This window comes from Nonomuraea muscovyensis, assembly GCF_014207745.1.
GTDB lineage: Bacteria > Actinomycetota > Actinomycetes > Streptosporangiales > Streptosporangiaceae > Nonomuraea > Nonomuraea muscovyensis.
In genome coordinates this window covers 2,896,243-2,911,960 of sequence record NZ_JACHJB010000002.1, presented here as the reverse complement: position 1 = coordinate 2,911,960, position 15,718 = coordinate 2,896,243, and the positions used below count along the sequence as shown (strand labels likewise).

16 protein-coding genes are annotated in these 15,718 nt (G+C 72.5%); 6 read left to right on the top strand and 10 right to left on the bottom strand.

Features of this window, described 5'->3' with window-relative positions; genetic code table 11:
- Nucleotides 1-132: 132 nt before the first annotated feature.
- From FHU36_RS30140 to FHU36_RS30125, 4 genes are all read right to left on the bottom strand, one after another.
- A complete protein-coding gene (locus FHU36_RS30140) occupies nt 133-1,236 on the bottom strand; it encodes a CU044_5270 family protein (protein WP_185087139.1) in 1,104 nt (367 codons plus the stop codon).
- Entirely contained in the window at nt 1,236-1,823 is a 588-nt protein-coding gene (locus FHU36_RS30135) for an RNA polymerase sigma factor (RefSeq protein WP_185087138.1), read from the bottom strand. The genes FHU36_RS30140 and FHU36_RS30135 overlap by 1 nt, the downstream gene beginning before the upstream one ends.
- Nucleotides 1,824-2,051: 228 nt before the next feature.
- Entirely contained in the window at nt 2,052-2,492 is a 441-nt protein-coding gene (locus tag FHU36_RS30130; protein ID WP_185087137.1) for a GNAT family N-acetyltransferase, read from the bottom strand.
- A gap of 95 nt (nt 2,493-2,587) precedes the next feature.
- Nucleotides 2,588-2,932: a hypothetical protein gene (locus FHU36_RS30125; protein WP_185087136.1), complete on the bottom strand. Its 345-nt coding sequence runs from the start codon at nt 2,930-2,932 to the stop codon at nt 2,588-2,590.
- A gap of 143 nt (nt 2,933-3,075) precedes the next feature.
- Between FHU36_RS30125 and FHU36_RS30120 the strand changes: the two genes are divergently transcribed.
- Nucleotides 3,076-3,663 carry a DUF1707 and DUF4870 domain-containing protein gene (locus tag FHU36_RS30120; protein ID WP_185087739.1) on the top strand — a complete coding sequence of 196 codons (588 nt, stop codon included), beginning with the start codon at nt 3,076-3,078 and terminating at the stop codon, nt 3,661-3,663.
- Nucleotides 3,664-3,950: 287 nt separating this feature from the next.
- On the opposite strand, the gene FHU36_RS45920 is transcribed toward FHU36_RS30120, so the two are convergent.
- From FHU36_RS45920 to FHU36_RS30105, 3 genes are all read right to left on the bottom strand, one after another.
- Complete coding sequence (locus FHU36_RS45920; protein WP_185087135.1) at nt 3,951-4,610, bottom strand: septal ring lytic transglycosylase RlpA family protein; 660 nt, start codon at nt 4,608-4,610, stop codon at nt 3,951-3,953.
- Nucleotides 4,611-5,003: 393 nt separating this feature from the next.
- A complete protein-coding gene (locus FHU36_RS30110) occupies nt 5,004-6,530 on the bottom strand; it encodes an ATP-dependent DNA ligase (protein ID WP_185087134.1) in 1,527 nt (508 codons plus the stop codon).
- A gap of 99 nt (nt 6,531-6,629) precedes the next feature.
- Complete coding sequence (locus tag FHU36_RS30105) at nt 6,630-7,004, bottom strand: FKBP-type peptidyl-prolyl cis-trans isomerase (RefSeq protein WP_185087133.1); 375 nt, start codon at nt 7,002-7,004, stop codon at nt 6,630-6,632.
- A 392-nt stretch (nt 7,005-7,396) separates the two neighbouring features.
- Between FHU36_RS30105 and FHU36_RS30100 the strand changes: the two genes are divergently transcribed.
- Nucleotides 7,397-7,834: a hypothetical protein gene (locus tag FHU36_RS30100; protein WP_185087132.1), complete on the top strand. Its 438-nt coding sequence runs from the start codon at nt 7,397-7,399 to the stop codon at nt 7,832-7,834.
- 39 nt (nt 7,835-7,873) lie between these two features.
- Here the strand turns inward: FHU36_RS30100 and FHU36_RS30095 are convergent, their stop codons facing one another.
- On the bottom strand, nt 7,874-9,313 hold the full coding sequence (locus FHU36_RS30095; protein ID WP_185087131.1) for a GuaB1 family IMP dehydrogenase-related protein: 1,440 nt from the start codon (nt 9,311-9,313) through the stop codon (nt 7,874-7,876).
- Nucleotides 9,314-9,410: 97 nt separating this feature from the next.
- Between FHU36_RS30095 and FHU36_RS30090 the strand changes: the two genes are divergently transcribed.
- On the top strand, nt 9,411-9,863 hold the full coding sequence (locus tag FHU36_RS30090) for a GyrI-like domain-containing protein (RefSeq protein ID WP_185087130.1): 453 nt from the start codon (nt 9,411-9,413) through the stop codon (nt 9,861-9,863).
- A 116-nt stretch (nt 9,864-9,979) separates the two neighbouring features.
- Here the strand turns inward: FHU36_RS30090 and FHU36_RS30085 are convergent, their stop codons facing one another.
- Nucleotides 9,980-10,534: a TetR/AcrR family transcriptional regulator gene (locus FHU36_RS30085; RefSeq protein ID WP_185087129.1), complete on the bottom strand. Its 555-nt coding sequence runs from the start codon at nt 10,532-10,534 to the stop codon at nt 9,980-9,982.
- 89 nt (nt 10,535-10,623) lie between these two features.
- Here FHU36_RS30085 and FHU36_RS30080 point away from each other — a divergent pair, with 89 nt between their 5' ends.
- Nucleotides 10,624-11,883, top strand: coding sequence for an FAD-dependent monooxygenase (locus FHU36_RS30080; protein WP_185087128.1), 1,260 nt, complete (start codon nt 10,624-10,626; stop codon nt 11,881-11,883).
- Here the strand turns inward: FHU36_RS30080 and FHU36_RS30075 are convergent.
- Nucleotides 11,836-12,957, bottom strand: a complete 1,122-nt coding sequence (locus tag FHU36_RS30075; protein WP_185087127.1) for a CaiB/BaiF CoA transferase family protein — start codon at nt 12,955-12,957, stop codon at nt 11,836-11,838. The two genes, FHU36_RS30080 and FHU36_RS30075, sit on opposite strands and share 48 nt — an antisense overlap.
- A gap of 149 nt (nt 12,958-13,106) precedes the next feature.
- Between FHU36_RS30075 and FHU36_RS30070 the strand changes: the two genes are divergently transcribed.
- Together FHU36_RS30070 and FHU36_RS30065 are read left to right on the top strand one after the other, a co-directional pair.
- On the top strand, nt 13,107-14,654 hold the full coding sequence (locus tag FHU36_RS30070) for a serine/threonine-protein kinase (RefSeq protein ID WP_185087126.1): 1,548 nt from the start codon (nt 13,107-13,109) through the stop codon (nt 14,652-14,654).
- Nucleotides 14,651-15,634, top strand: coding sequence for an NAD(P)-dependent oxidoreductase (locus tag FHU36_RS30065; protein ID WP_185087125.1), 984 nt, complete (start codon nt 14,651-14,653; stop codon nt 15,632-15,634). The genes FHU36_RS30070 and FHU36_RS30065 overlap by 4 nt, the downstream gene beginning before the upstream one ends.
- Nucleotides 15,635-15,718 lie beyond the last annotated feature (84 nt).

Sequence of the window (15,718 nt, the reverse complement as noted above, 5' to 3'; positions counted from 1 at the left end):
GCAGGTCGCGACCCTGTGCAAGGGCGGCTGGGGCACGGACTACGGATCGGATGGCGAGCGTCGAGCTCTCTTCAGGGCGGTCTCGTTGATCACGCGGGGTTACTCCAACAACCCCGCAACTTGATGATCGAGTCAGCAGAACATCGGCTTGCCAGCGTCCTTCGGAATCTCCGGCATGGAGTCGACGACCTTCACTGTCATCACCGCCGTACTGGCGCCAGGAATCTCTCTGACCTGTCCGCCCTCCTGCCGCCCGATCCAGCTTCGGTAGCCAAGGAACCGGTAGGTGGCCGACTCGAAGATGAGCTCCCCACGTTCCCAGCCGTCGGGGCTCTCAAGCTTGAGCGAGGCGCCCACCCCGTGTCGTCCGGCGGGGTCGGTGAGGTCTGGGACGATGGTCACGGTCGTCAGCTTCGACAGCGCGCCGAAGACCGTGGCCCTGCTCTGGGAGGAGGTGAGCGGGTCCTGCGCCAGCCTGAGCAACGAGCTCGCGACGACCTTCTCGACCCGCATGTTGATCTCGTTCTCGCCCAGGGCCGTCTCTCCTCGTCTGCGCTGGTCCGACCGGACGAACGTCTCCGCGTCCTGGCGGATCTTCGCCAGAACCCGATCCGGATCGGTGGGAAGATCGGCGGCCTGGAACGGCAGGCCCAAGGAGTGCTCGTGGCACTGCCCAGCACGCTGATACTCCACCGTTCCGGGGGATTGCACGTGCTCAGCGCGCCCGCTGGTGGCGCGTGTTTGCCCGTACGTCGAGCGCGTCAAAGCCTTGCCGGGATCCCCGGCGGGCATCCATACCTCTCGGCGCACGTCCTGGGTGTACTCGCCCTCGGAACCGGAGGCGAACGTGACGTTCTTCTGGTCGACGTAGACGAACTGCCCCGGCCCGGGCCGCACATCCTCCCGTGCCGCGACCGAGGCCGCATGCCGGAGCAACTCGGCGGCGCTGGCCGGAGGGGTCCCGAACGGGGCGGAGTCGTGACCGCCACGCACCATGACCAGTCCCGCGGTCACCGCCGCCGCGAGGCCCACGGCCACGCCGGCCCTCATCGCCCACCAGCCGGCCGGGAAACCGTGAAGAGGCCGCCGACGTGACCGCGCCGGCTGACGGTGGCCGCTCCCGATCCGCTCGGCCTCGATCTCTTCGGCCACCAGCACCCATGCACGCGCGGTCACATCGGGCGCGGGTTCGGGCAGGCTGTCGTGGTGGTCCTTGATCGCTTCGAGTTCGTTCATCACAGTGCCTCCCCGGCGGGACCGATGATCTTGCGGAGTTTCTTGCGGGCGCGGTTGAGACGTGATCCCACCGTTCCCTGAGGTATGCCGAGAGCCTCGGCCACCTCCTCGTAGCTGAGTTGGGCGCAGGCGACCAGCAGCAGGACGTCCCTGTCCCCGGCCGAGAGCCTGGCGAGACCTGCGGCCAGCCGCGGTTGCATGACCGCCGCAGAGACCCGCTGTATTACGCGCTCGTCGTGACTGGCGATCTCCACGGCATGGGCGCTTCTGGCCAGCGCCCGATACCTGCGCGCCTCACCGCGGTGGTGCTCGGCGACCAGGTTGGAGGCGATGCCGTACAGCCAGGGCCGCGCGCTGGAGCAGGTGAGGTCAAAGCGGTCCCGGCTGCGAAAGGCGCGCAGAAAGGTTTCCGCGGCGAGGTCATCCGCGGCCGACTCGCCCAAGCGCAGGTGAACATAGCGGTGGATGGATGCGAAATAGCGATCGAAGACGGCGCCGAAGCGGTCAGGGTGACGCCACGACGCCTCTATCACTTGCGCGTCGGTGCCCTCGCTGGGAGGCGCCGAATCTTTGGGGGGAGCTGTCATGCATGCCGGCCTTTCAGGCGGTTACGTTGGAACACCCCTAGTTCGGCGAACCCCCGATTCCTCTTCACGGTCCATCACGGCTTCCACGGCCGCCGGTTCATCGCGTCGCGCGTCCCAGAGGATTGCCTATGACCCGAAGATGACCGCATGCCGGCGATCTCCTGACCCTGCCACAGCACCAAAGCCCTTCGTCAGCAGGCTCTGAGGGTCGACGCCGGGCGGGGGCCCTCAGCGGACCGGCAGCGCTTTCTCGTAGCAGCGGCTCAGCGGGTCGTGCACATACTTTCCGTACGGCTCGACCCGCGTGTACGCGCACGTCTCGTACAGCGCGATGGCCTCGGGCTGCCGGGTTCCGGTCGCCAGCCGCAGCCTGCGGTAGCCCTGGTCGCGGGCCAGGTCCTCCAGCGCCCCGAGCAGCGAGCGCGCGATGCCGCGCCCCCGGTGGCCCGGCACGACGTACATCCGCTTCAACTCCCCGGTGAGGTCGTCCAGGTGCTGGACGGCGCCGCATCCGACCGCCTGCCCGTCGACCGCGGCGACCAGGAACCGGGCCCCGTCGCCGACCTGCGAGCGCCCATCGGGCCCGTAGCGGGCCACCAGTTCGCCGAACGCGGCATCGAGCAGGACGGCGAGGTCGACGTCGGTGCGCGGCCGCTCTTCGATCACCATGCCGACATGATGGAGAGCCTCCCCCGGTGAGGCGGCACGGGGCGTGAAAGGTCGAGTCGGCGGCTGTCTGAGGTCAGGGTGGTGGTGGAAGGGGATCAGAGGTGGTCGCCTTCGCGGCGGCGGCGTTCGTTGTAGGCGCGCATCCGCGCGGGATAGCCCGTGAGCTGGACGTCGTACACCGGCAGAGCGAGGTCGCGGGCCACCTTGTGGATCACCGCGGGGGAGCCCACCCGGCGCCGGGTCCATTCGCCGTCGTCGGCGACCGCGACGGCGGTCGTGTCGGTCGCGAACGTCTCCGGCTCCACATAGAACTCGACGCCACGCCGCGACCGGGCAAAGGCGATGAGCGCTTCGATGTCGGCGTCGGTGGCCTCACGGTCGAACTTCGCGATCTTAGGACCGCGTAGCCGTCGGATGCCGTAGCGGTCTCGCCATCTCATGCATCCTTTTTATACCGTCAAACGCTTGAGCGCGCCCGGGGTTGATCTAGGGGACACATCCGGGATCCTCCCGATGGCCACAGTGCGGAAGTAAGGAGCAGGATGAGAGTGACCGCCCCGATCTAAGGAGAGGCATGGGTGTTATGGCTGGGGTATCCACACCCGCGGGCCCGGGACAGGTGCCGCCGGCTCACCTGCGCGTCACCAACCAGGACCGCGAGCACGTCGTCGAGCACGTCAAGGCGGCCTACGCGGAAGGGCGCTTCGACAAGTTCGAGTTCGACGAGCGGCTGGAGCGCGCGATGACCGCGCGCACGCACGGCGACCTGATGCCGATCATGACGGAGTTGTACGGTGAGCAGGCGGTGCCCGCGCACCGGCCGATCCCCGCGCCGCCGCGGCGTCACGAGGCGCCGCCGGAGAGCAACGAACGGCTCGGCGCGTCCGCGGCCCACCTGCTCGCGGCTGTGGGCTTCCCGATCGCCGGGCCGCTGATCCTCATGCTCACCGGCGGCAAGACCTCGCCGTACATCCGCCGCCACGCCGTCGAGGCGCTCAACTTCCAGCTCACGATGCTGGCGGCGACGATCCTGCTGCCGCTCACCGTCATCGGCATCCTGCTGGTCCCGGTGATCTGGGTGGGAGCGTTCGTGCTCTCCATCGCCGGAGGCATCTCGGCGCTCTCGGAGAGCCCGTTCCGCTACCCGCTCACGATCCGGATGGTGAAGTAGGCCGGAGAAGGTCGCGGTGCCGGCCGGCGCCCGGGCAGCGGAGCGGCGCGGCCGGTGAGGTCGCGGTGCGGGCCGGCGCCCGGGCAGCGGAGCGGCGCGGCCGGTGAGGTCGCGGTGCGGGCCGGTGGGCCTGGGTAGCGGTGCCGCGCGGCCGGTGAGGTCGCGGTGCGGGCCGGTGGGCCTGGGTAGCGGTGCCGCGCGGCCGGTGAGGTGGCGGTGCGGGCCGGTGGGCCTGGGTAGCGGTGCCGCGCGGCCGGTGAGGTGGCGGTGCGGGTAGGGGTGCGGGGTCAGCGGGCGAGGACCTCGTACTTGACCGTCATGACGCCCGCGCCGGTGTTGCCGATCGAGGAGAAGGCCGCCTCTGACAGGTCCAGGCAGCGGCCGCCCACGAACGGGCCGCGGTCGTTGATGCGGACGGTCACCGAGTCGCCGTTGGCGGGGTTGGTCACGCGGACCTTGCTGCCGAAGGGCAGGGTCTTGTGCGCGGCGGTCAGCGCCGAGGGGTTGAAGCGCTCGCCGTTGGCCGTCTGCTGGCCCTCGTTGTAGTACGACGCGCCGCAGGTGCCGCGCGAGAGCACGCGGGTCTTGGGCTTGGCAGCCTGCTTCTCGGACTTCACCGTCTCGCCCTTCTGGCGGGCGGCGGTCTTCGGGGCGGCGCCGGTGCGGGCCTCGGCGGCGTTCGCGGTGAGGCGGGCGGCCTTGGCGCCGTCGGGCGAGCCGGCGTCAGCGGCGGCCTGAGGGGTGGCTGCAGGGGTGGACGAGACCGACGGCGCCGGCTTGGCGGCGTCGGCGGAGACGGAAGGCCGTGGCTGGGACGGGCGCGCCTCAGGGGACGTGCCGAGCGGCGAGACGCCGGCCGCGGTGGTGGCCTTGGAGGCGTCGTCGTTGGCGACGGCCGCCCACGCGGTGGTGGAGGCCGCGGCGATCACGGCTGCGCCTGCGGCCACGGTGGTCCACCGGCGCCTGCCCGGTGCCGTCGCGCGGGAGAGGGGGTTCGGCGTGGACGATTCGGTACGCGAGTGCTGGCCCAAGGAAAACCACGGTCCTAGCTAGGGGACAGAACGGGGGGCGGCCGGGACGAGGAGGAAAAGGGGTGCCACCGGCCGGTCCGGGGCGGGCGGAGGAGGCCCGCGTCCGCAACGGGGAAGACCATATCGGACAAACCACTAGTAAAGGCAAGATAATGCCACATTCAGTGGCATATCTTACTTTGGTAACGGGATCTTCCTGAGGCGCGGGATCCCGGTGACCAGGCAGCTCTCCAGGCGCGCACGGGGCATCGGTCGCCGTACGGGGAAGACGCGTCAGTCGGGGCGGTGACCGCCGTCAGCCCCGCCGGATCACAGCACCAACGAGCGGACGGTCTCCACCGTGTCGGCCTCCTCGGCCCGCTTGTCCGGGCGGTAGCGCAGCACGCGGGCGAACCGCAGCGCCATGCCCCCCGGGTAGCGCGGCGAGCGCTGCACCCCGTCGAACGCGATCTCCACCACCAGCTCCGGCCGCACCGTGACCGTCCACGCGTCGGCCGGACCGTCGGCCAGCTCCAGGAATCGCTCGGTCTGCCAGGCCAGCAGCTCGTCCGTCAGCCCCTTGAACGTCTTGCCCAGCATGACGAACCCGCCGCCCTCGGGGTCACGGGCGCCGAGATGGAGGTTGGACAGCTTGCCCTCGCGCCGCCCGTGCCCCCACTCGGCCGCCAGGACGACCAGGTCGAGCGTGTGGCGGGGCTTGACCTTCACCCAGCCGGCGCCTCTGCGGCCCGCGGCGTACGGGGAGGACAGCGACTTGACGACCAGCCCCTCGTGCCCGGCCTTGACCACGTCGGTGAAGAACGTCTCCGCCTGGGCCACGTCACCGGTGACCAGGCGCGGCGTGAGCAGTGCTGCTGGGACCGTGCGCCCGAGGATCCCCTGCCGCTCGTCGTAGGACAGGTCGAGCAGGTCGGCGCCGTCGACCCGCAGCGCGTCGAAGAAGAACACGCTCAGCGGCGTCCGCTCCCGCAGCCGCGCCACGTCGAGCTTGCTGCTCACCCGGCTCGCCGTCACCTGGAACGGGTGCGGCCGCCCGTCGGGGCGCAGCGCGATCACCTCGCCGTCGAGCACCAGATCGCCGGACGGCAGGCCCAGCACGGCCTCCACCAACTCCGGAACCTGGGAGGTGATGTCCTCCAGCGCGCGGGTGAAGACCCTGACCTCGTCATCCGCGCGGTGCGCCTGCACCCGGATGCCGTCGAGCTTCCACTCCAGCGCCGCCGGGGCGCCCGCCTTGTCCAGCGCGGCGGCGACGTTGGGCGCGCTGCCGGCCAGCATGGGCGAGACCGCCCGCCCCACCTCCAGCTTGAACGCCCGCAGCGCCGTCACCCCGCCCGCGAGCGCGGCGGCGCCCACCGCGGGCAGCCAGCCGCGCAGGGTCAGGGCCCGCCGCACGTCGGCCGCCGGAGCCCCGGACGCCTTGGCGACGGCCTCGATCATCACCCCGTCGAGCGCGCCCTGGCGCAGCTCGCCGCCGAGCAGCCGCAGCATGAACGCCTGCTCCTGACTGGTCAGCCCGGCGAACAACTCGTTCACCAGGGCCCTGCGCGCCGCCTGCGAGCCCTGCCCGGAGACGGCCTTGATCGCGGTCAACCGCGCGTCGACCTCGGCCAGCGTGGCCGTGGCCGCCAGCCTGGGCTGCGGCAGGTCCTGGAGGGTGCGCCAGCCGACGCCGATCTGGCGCTGCGGCAGCTCGCCGGAGAGGTAGGCGATGGCGATCTCCGCCTCGCCCGCGCCCACCCGGCCGAGCAGCTCGGCCAGGTGGCCGATCTTGCCCAGGCGGGCCGGAGTGCGCGTCACCGCCTCGGAGACCCGGACGACCTCGATCAGTAGCACACCGCCTATGGTGCCTCAAGACGCCGACATTTCCCCACCTGGAGGTCGGCCGGAGAAAAGGCGGGGCCGCGAGCGACCCCGCCCGGACCTGCCCGCGGGCTAGCGGACGGCCAGCAGGTCGACGACGAAGATCAGCGTCTCGCCCGGCTTGATGGCGGCCCCGGCGCCCCGGTTGCCGTAGCCCAGGTGGGGCGGGATGACCAGCTTGCGCCGGCCGCCGACCTTCATGCCGGCGACGCCGCGGTCCCAGCCGGCGATGACGCGCCCGCCGCCGAGCGGGAACTCGAACGCCTGGCCGCGGTTCCACGACGCGTCGAACTCCTCCCCGGACGAGAACGCGACGCCCACGTAGTGGACGCTGACCTGGTGGCCGGGCTTGGCCTCGGGGCCGTCACCCTCCACGATGTCGACGATCTCCAGATCGGCGGGCGGGTTGCCCTCCGGGAAGTCGATTTCCGGCTTCTCGAGTGCCACGAAACGCTCCTGTTGACGATGACTGCGAACCCGACGACTCTATGCGGTCGGGATAGGGTCGTCGGTCATGGCGGCCCTTTCTCCCGACGGGATCCTGCTCACCGGGCGCGTCGCGGTGGTCACCGGCGCGGCCCGCGGGCTGGGCCGCGCCGTTCCTGACCGGTGACCTGGCGCGGTTCGTGACCGGCACGACCGCGCACGTCGACGGCGGCATCCGCGCCGCAGGCGGCCGGCGTCGCATCGGCTGGTCCGGAGATCGATCGAGGGTTTCCGTCAACCCCCGCGCGCTACGGGCCGGCCGAGATCGCCTGGTTCCGTCAGGGGGTGGAGGCGGGCGTCGTTCCGCTCGCCGTCAACCGCCTGCCGGAGCTCTCGGCGCCGATCCGGTCGAGGTGCGGGCGTCGCGGGAGGAGGCGCTGCTGTGCGGTGTCACCCGCGAGGACGTCTCCAGGTTCGAGCTGACGGTCGCCGGCACCGCCCGGCTCCACCCCGGCGCGTGCCTCAAGTGGTGGAAGGACGGAAAGGACCAGCACGGCTTCTTCCAGCCCCTGCCCGGCACCACACTGAGCTCCGATCTCACAGCCGAGCGTCCGGTCGAGGTGTTCCTCGACGGGCGGGCCTTCCACGGCTTCGCCCTGCGGGGCACGGCCAGGGTCGGGGTCACCCTGGAGGACGGCGGCCGGGCCTTCGCCGACGCGGCGCCGGACCCGTGGGGGCAGGGCGTGGCGCTCTTCGGCGGGCAGGGCGCGCGGCCCGTCCAGCGCAGCGAGGAGATCACCGGGTACGCGGCCGACGGCGACGTCCTGTGGACGTACCGGCTGCCGGACTGACCGGCGGGCGGGACGGTCGCCCGTCCCGCCCGCGCGGCGTCACCAGCTCTGGTGCAGCGGCATGCCCTCGGCGTAGCCGGACGAGCCCTGGATGCCCACCACGGCGCGCTCGTGGAACTCCTCCAGGGTGGTGGCCCCGGCGTACGTGCACGACGACCGCAGGCCCGCCACGATGGCGTCGATCTGGTCCTCCACGCTCGGCCGGCGCGGGTCCAGGTACATGCGCGAGGTCGAGATGCCCTCCTCGAACAGCGCCTTCCTGGCCCGTTCGAACGCGCTGTCCTCGGCCGTGCGCAGCCGCACCGCGCGGGCCGAGGCCATGCCGAAGTTCTCCTTGTAGCGGCGCCCGTCGGCGTCGGTGCGGGTGTCGCCGGGCGACTCGTACGTGCCCGCGAACCAGGAGCCGATCATCACGTTGGCCGCGCCGGCCGCCAGCGCCAGCGCGACGTCGCGCGGGTGGCGCACGCCGCCGTCGGCCCACACGTGCCGCCCGAGCCGGCGGGCCTCGGTCGAGCACTCCAGCACGGCGGAGAACTGCGGCCGGCCCACGCCGGTCATCATCCGCGTGGTGCACATGGCGCCCGGCCCGACGCCGACCTTGAGGATGTCGGCGCCGGCGTCCACCAGGTCGCGCACGCCTGCCGCCGTCACCACGTTGCCGGCCGCGACCGGCACCGCCGGGTCGAGCGCCTTCACGGCGCGCAGCGCGGAGATCATCTTGTCCTGGTGGCCGTGGGCGGTGTCGACGACCAGGCAGTCGATCCCGGCGTCCAGCAGGTCGCGGGCCCTGGCGGCGACGTCGCCGTTCACGCCGACGGCGGCGCCCACGCGCAGCCTGCCGCCGGCGTCGATCGCCGGCCGGTAGAGCGTGGCGCGCAGCGCTCCCGTGCGGGTGAGGATGCCCACCAGGCGGCCCTCGCCGTCCACGATGGGCGCCAGCCGGTGCCGGCCCTCGTGCAGCCGGTCGAAGGCGACGCGCGGCTCCAGCCCGGTGGGCAGCGTCAGCAGTTCGCTCGACATCACCTGCGAGAGTTGGGTGTACATGTCGACGCCCTCGCAGTCGGCCTCGGTCACCACGCCGACCGGGCGGTTGTCCCAGTCGACGACGATGACCGCGCCGTGGGCGCGCTTGGGCAGCAGTCGCAGCGCCTCGCCGACGGTGTCGTGCGGCGTCAGGGTGAGCGGCGTGTCGTGGATGAGGTCGCGTTCCTTCACCCACTTGACCACGTCGGCGACCACGTCGATGGGGATGTCCTGGGGGATCACGGCGATGCCGCCACGACGCGCCACCGTCTCGGCCATGCGGCGGCCGGCGACGGCGGTCATGTTGGCCACCACGATGGGAATGGTGGTGCCCGTGCCGTCGCGCGTCGACAGGTCGACGGAGAGGCGGGAACCGACCGAGGAACGCGACGGGACCATGAACACGTCGCTGTAGGTCAGGTCGTGATGCGGCTGGAGGCCGTTGAGAAACTCCACGTTCGTCCATCTTATGTGGTGACAGGCTCATCTTGGGGTTTCCCCCTTTCCCGGGGCCTTATGATCTGCCGGGACAGTCGAGGGGGATGGAGGGCCTGTGGAGATCACAGACCGCGATGAACTGACCGTGGTCGGCTTCGTCGTCCGCACCACGAACGCCGACGAGCTGGACCCCGCGCGGGCCAGGCTGCCGGCGCTGTGGCAGCGGGCCGGCGCGCCGGGGGCGTTCGCGCACGTGCCGGGACGGATCGACGAGCACCTGTACGCGGTGCTCACCGACTACGAGAGCGACCACCACGGGGCCTACACGCAGGTCGTCGGCATCGGCGTGCGCACGGCGCCGCGCCTGCCGGAGGGGATGGTGGCGGTCCGCGTGCCCGCCGCCAAGGCGTTGCTGGTGGCGGCCCGCGGCACGATGCCGCAGGCGATCGTGGACGCGTGGCAGCAGGTGTGGAAGCACACCGAGTCGGGCGGCACGCCGCCGCGCGCGTTCACCACGGACCTGGAGGTGCACCACCCCGACGGGGTGGATCTCTACATCGCCGTCTGACCGCCCGCGCCCCGGACCGCGCCCCGGACACCGCCCGCGCCCTGGACCGTGGCTCGGACCGCCCCGGACCGCCCGTGCCCCGGGCCGGGGGATCGGCCGGGGGCCGTGTGCGGGCGTCAGGACGGGGCGGCCAGCCCGAGCGCGGCCGCCGCCGCCTCGACCGCCGGCCCCTTGACCTCCTCCAGCGGCAGGTGCGCGTACTCGACTGAGCAGTCGGACATCCCGCCGAGCGCCACCGTCGCCCGGACCCGCTGGGCGACTGAGACCTCGGGGCCGAGCAGCAGCGAGGTGAGTCGCCGCCGCCAGCCGAACATCCGCTCCGTCAGGTCCAGCTCGGTCAGCGTCGACACGTCGCGCATGATCATGACGATCACCTCGCGGTGCCGCCACATCAGCTCGAAGTAGTCCTCCAGGAGCAGCCGCGGGCCGCCGGGTCCGCGATCCGGCGCCTGCTCGCGCGCGGTCACGAAGCGGTCCGTGTCGTCGATCATCGGCTGGATGATGCTGCGCACCAGGTCCTCGCGCGAGGCGAAGTGGTAGTAGAGCGCGGGCTTGGTGATGCCGAGCCGGTCGGAGATCTGGCGCAGGCTGGTGTCGCGCACGCCCTGCGCCGCGAACAGCTCGCGCGCGACGGCCTGGATGCGGGTCCTGGTGTCACTCTGCCTCGCCATACGGCCAGCGTATCCCTTACCTATCGTTAAGTAAGTCCTTGTGGTCGTGGCTCGCGCCGACTTACCATCCGTTAAGTAAGGAGGCAGTCATGCACGTACTGATCTCCGGCGCCAGCGTCGCCGGACCCGCCCTCGCGTACTGGCTCGTCCGGTACGGCTTCGACGTGACGGTGGTGGAGCGCGCCCCGGCGCTGCGCAAGGCCGGAGGGCACGCGGTGGACCTCTTCAGGCCCGCCATGGACATCGTGGAGCGGATGGGCCTGCTCGGCCCCGTCCTGGACCACAAGACGGGCACCGAGCGGCTGGTCATGTCCGTGCCCGGCCGCGCCCGCCCCGTGGAGATGGATACGCGCCGGCTCGTCGCGGCGATCTCCGACCGGCACGTCGAGATCATGCGCGACGACCTCGGCGAGATCCTCTACGACGCCACCCGCGACGACGTCGAGTACGTCTTCGCCGACTCCATCGCCGCCATCGGCCAGGACGGCGAGGTGCGGTTCGACAGCGGGCGGGCCCGCGGGTTCGACCTGGTGATCGGCGCGGACGGCCTGCACTCCAACGTCCGCCGCCTCGTCTTCGGCCCGGAGTCGCGCTTCACCACCTGGATCGGCGCCTACCTGGCCGTCGCCTCCGTGCCCAACCACCTGGGCCTCGACGGCCGGATGGAGGGCGTGCTCGACATCGACCGGCTGGCCGGCATGTACGGTGCGGCCGGCCTCGACGAGGCGCGGGCCCTGTTCCTGTTCCGGACGCCGGAGCCGCTCGACTACCACCACCGCGACACGGCGCGGCAGCGGCGACTGCTGCGCGAGCACTTCGCGGATCTCGGCTGGGAGACGCCCCGCCTGCTGGACGAGGCCGACCGCGCCGAGGCGTTCTACTTCGACTCCATCACCCAGCTCCGCCTGGACACCTGGTCACGCGGGCGGGTGAGCCTGGTCGGCGACGCCGGATACTGCCCCGGCCCCGCCGTCGGCGGCAGCACCAGCCTGGCCGTCGTCGGCGCGTACGTCCTGGCCGGCGAACTGGCCCTGGCGGGCGGCGACCACGAGCGGGCCTTCCCCGCCTACGAGGCGGAGATCGGCGACTACGTACGGCGCAGCCGCGCCTTCGCGCTGAGCGCCGCCAAGCGCCTGGTGCCCCGCTCCCGCCTCGACCTGTGGGGGCTGGCGCAGGCGGTCCGGCTCCTCGCGGTGCTGCCCACCACCGTCACGCGGGCGGCGAGCAAGATCGGCGCCGGTGGGGCGCGGCTGCACGACTCGATCCGGCCGAAGGACTATCCGGCGCTCCTGCGGTCCGCCTCAGGCCAGCACGCCCTGGGCGCGGAGCTTGGCGGCGACCTCGGCTGACAGGCCCCACACGGACAGGTCGGCCAGCCTGGTGGCCGGGGCCAGCTCGGCGGCGGGCGCGCCGAGCAGGCGCGGCGCGGGGCGCGGCTGGGTGACGCCGCCGACGTCGACGAACGTGCCGCGCGCCACGTTGTGCGGGTGCTCCGCCGCCTCGGTCATCGACAGCACGGGCGCGACGCACGCGTCGGAGCCCTCGAAGACCGCCTCCCACTGCGCCCGCGTCCGCGACCGGAACGCCTCCGCCAGGCGTGCCCGCAGCGCCGGCCACTGCGTCCGGTCGGCGCGGTCGGGCAGGTCCGTCAGCCCCATGCGGGTGACCATCTCGTCCCAGAATTGCGGCTCCAGCGGTCCCACCGCCACGTACCGCCCGTCGGCGGTCTCGTAGGTGTCGTACATCGGCGCGCCCGTGTCGAGCAGGTTGGTGCCGCGCGGCCCCCAGAAGCCGCTCTGCACCCCGTGGGCGAACATCGCGAACAGCAGGGCCGACCCGTCGACCATGGCCGCGTCGATCACCCGCCCGCGGCCGGTCCGCTCCCGTTCGAGCAGGGCGAGCAGCACGCCGTAGGCCAACATGAGGCCGCCGCCGGCGAAGTCGCCCAGGATGTTGATCGGCGGAGTCGGCGGCCCGTCCGCGCGGCCCAGCAGCGACAGCACGCCGGAGATCGCGATGTAGTCGATTTCGTGCCCCGCGGCCGGAGCCAGCGGACCGTCCTGCCCCCACCCGGTCATCCGGCCGTAGACGAGCCGCCCGTTGACCGCGTGCAGGTCGTCCGGCCCGATGCCGAGCCGCTCGGCGACGCCCGGCCGGAACACCTCGATGACCACGTCGGCGTGCGCGGCCAGTTCCTTGAACGCCGCCACGCCCTCCGGCGCCTTCAGGTCCAGCCCGACCGTCCGCTTGCCGCGGTCCATCACGTCGGTGCGCGGCCGGTCGGAGACGGCGGAGACGCGGTCCACCCGCAGCACCTCGGCGCCGTGGTCGGCGAGCATCATCCCGGCGAACGGCCCGGGCGCGAGCCCGGCGAGCTCCAGCACCCGCACCCCGGCGAGCGGGCCCTGGGGGGTTCCGGTCATGGATCTCTCCTCACGTGCGAGCCGTCGGCGCCGCACCCAGTAGAATAACATTCGGTGAACTGTGGCAAGCCGCCTTCCCGACCACCCCGCGAACCAAGGTCATGTATGGGAAACTTGCCCACTGATCGGGTGGTCTACAGGGGTAGGACATGGTTTCGGAAAGCACGCCGCTGATCGCCGGGCGTTACCAGTTGCTCCGTGAGCTGGGGCGTGGCGGCATGGGAGTGGTCTGGGAAGGCCGCGACACGCTGCTCAACCGGCAGATCGCGATCAAAGAAGTGCTGCTGCCGGACGGGCTGCCGCGCGCGGACCAGGAGCGGCAGCTCCTGCGCACCGCCCGCGAGGCCAGGACGGCAGCCAAGCTCAACCACCCGTCGGTCGTCGCGATCTACGACGTGGTCGAGGCGGACGGCCGCCCGTGGATCATCATGGAGCTGGTGCGCCATCCCTCCGTCGAGGAGGTCGTCGCCAAGACGGGCGCGCTGCCCATCCGGCAGGCGGCCGACGTCGGCAGGCAGGTGCTCTCGGCGCTGCGCGCCGCCCACCAGGCGGGCATCCTGCACCGCGACGTCAAGCCGAGCAACATCCTGCTCTCCGACGACGGCAGGGCGGTGCTCACCGACTTCGGCATCGCCACGGCGGAGGGCGACTCCTCGCTCACCAGCACCGGCATGGTCACCGGGTCGCCGAGCTTCCTGGCCCCCGAACGGGTGCGCGCCGCCGAGGCCGGGCCGCCCTCCGACCTGTGGTCGCTCGGCGCCACGCTGTTCGCCACGCTGGTGGGCCGCTCGCCGTTCGAGCGCGGCGAGCCGATGGCCACGCTCAACGCCCTGCTCAACGAGGAGCCGGACTACCGCCGGATCCCCCCGGTGATGCATCCGGTCCTCAAGGGCCTGCTGCGCAAGGAGCCGGAGGACCGGCTCACCGCCGAGGAGGCCGACGGGCTGCTCGCCGAGATCGTCGCGTCCCGGCCGGCCGGCTACGACCTGGACGTGGCCGAGCCCCGGCCGTCGCGCGGACGGGGCCGGACCCTCGTCGCGGCTGCCGCGGCGGCGGTGCTCATGCTGGGCGGCGGCACGTTCGCCTACTTCAAGCTCACCCCGCCCGCCGAGGGCACCTCCGACGTCGCCGCGCGCGCCGCCGCCAGCAGCCCGCTGCCCGCCACGCCCGTCGCCTCCACCGCCGCGCCGAGGTCGTCGGCCAGCCCCACCCCGTCGGCCACGCCGACGCCGACCCGGGCGGTCGCGGCAGTGCGGGCGTGGAGGTCGCCCGACGGCTGGTCCATCGCCCGGCCCACCGGTTGGCGCGGGGCGCGTAGCGAGGCCTACACCGAGTGGACGCGGCTCGGTGGGCGGGCTCACCTCGGCGTGCGGGCCGTCTACGTCGTCCGCGACCCGTACCAGCTCATGCGCGACTCCGAGGACGAGCTGCGGGGCGCAGCGCCGGACCTGCGCGTGGTCGGCCGCAGGGCGATCACGCACCAGGGGGCCAAGGCCGTGGAGTGGGAGTTCGCCTACACGGCCGGCGAGGGCGCCGCGCCGTGGGCCCGGCAGGGGGAGAGGTACCGGGAGGTGCGCCGCGTGATCGTCGCCGCCGACGCCGCCTACGTCGTGTCGTGGACGATGCCCGAACCTCAGTGGAACCGCACCAGGAGCCTGATGCGGCAGGTCGTCACGAGCTTCACCGTGGGCGCATGACGCCCTGGACGCTCCTGGCCCTGCCGCCGCTGCCCGAGGAGGCGCTGCGCAGCCTGCTGGCGCCGCTCGGCGACCGCGTCGAGCTCCGGGTGCCGGCCGCCCGTGACCGGGCGGCGCTGCTCGTCGCGCTGCCGGAGGCGGAGATCGTCCTCGGCGACTGGACGGGCCTGCTCGCGCTCGACGCCGCGGCCGTCGCGGCCGCGCCGCGGCTGGCGTTCGTGCAGCAGCCGTCGGTGGGCGTGGACGGCCACGACCCCGCTGCGCTGGCCGCCGCGGGCGTGCCGCTGGCCAACACCGCGGGCGTCAACGCCGTCGCGGTGTCGGAGTGGTGCCTGGCCGCCGCGCTGTCGCTGGCGCGCAGGCTGCCCGCCGCCGACGCCGCCGTCCGCGCGGGCGGCTGGCCCCAGCTCGACCTGGGCCCTCGCGAGCTGAGCGGCCGGCGCGCCGGCATCGTCGGCTTCGGGCCGATCGGCGCCGCGTGCGCCGGGTTGTTCCGCGCCCTCGGCTGCCAGGTGTCCTACTGGACGCGTACGCCCCGCGAGGAGTCCGGCTACCAGGACCTGGAGGCGCTGGTCGCCGATTCCGACGTGCTCGTCGTGGTGATCGCCCTGACCGCCGAGACCCGCGGCCTGGTCGACCCGAGACGGATGAAGCGGGGCGCGTTGCTCGTCAACGCCGCCCGCGGCGGCGTGGTGGACCAGACCGCGCTGGCCGCCGCGTTGCGCGACGGGCACCTCGGCGGCGCCGCGCTCGACGTCTTCGAGACCGAGCCGCTGCCCGCCGGCGACCCGTTGCGCGAGCTGCCCGGCGTGCTGCTGTCGCCGCACGTCGCGGGGGTGACCCCGGAGTCCACCGGGCGCCTGCTCGAAGCCACGCTGGCCAATCTTGAAGCGGTCCTCGACGGGCGTCCGGTGGCCCACGTGCTGAACGGGGTTTCAGCCCGGGTCGAACGCAGATTTCCGGATATGTCTACCTTTTAGGCGCTTCACCTGGCACGATAAACAGTTTTCGTGTCTTTAACGACCCCGCTCTGTTCGATGTCGTACCTGGGAGATACCTTCTTA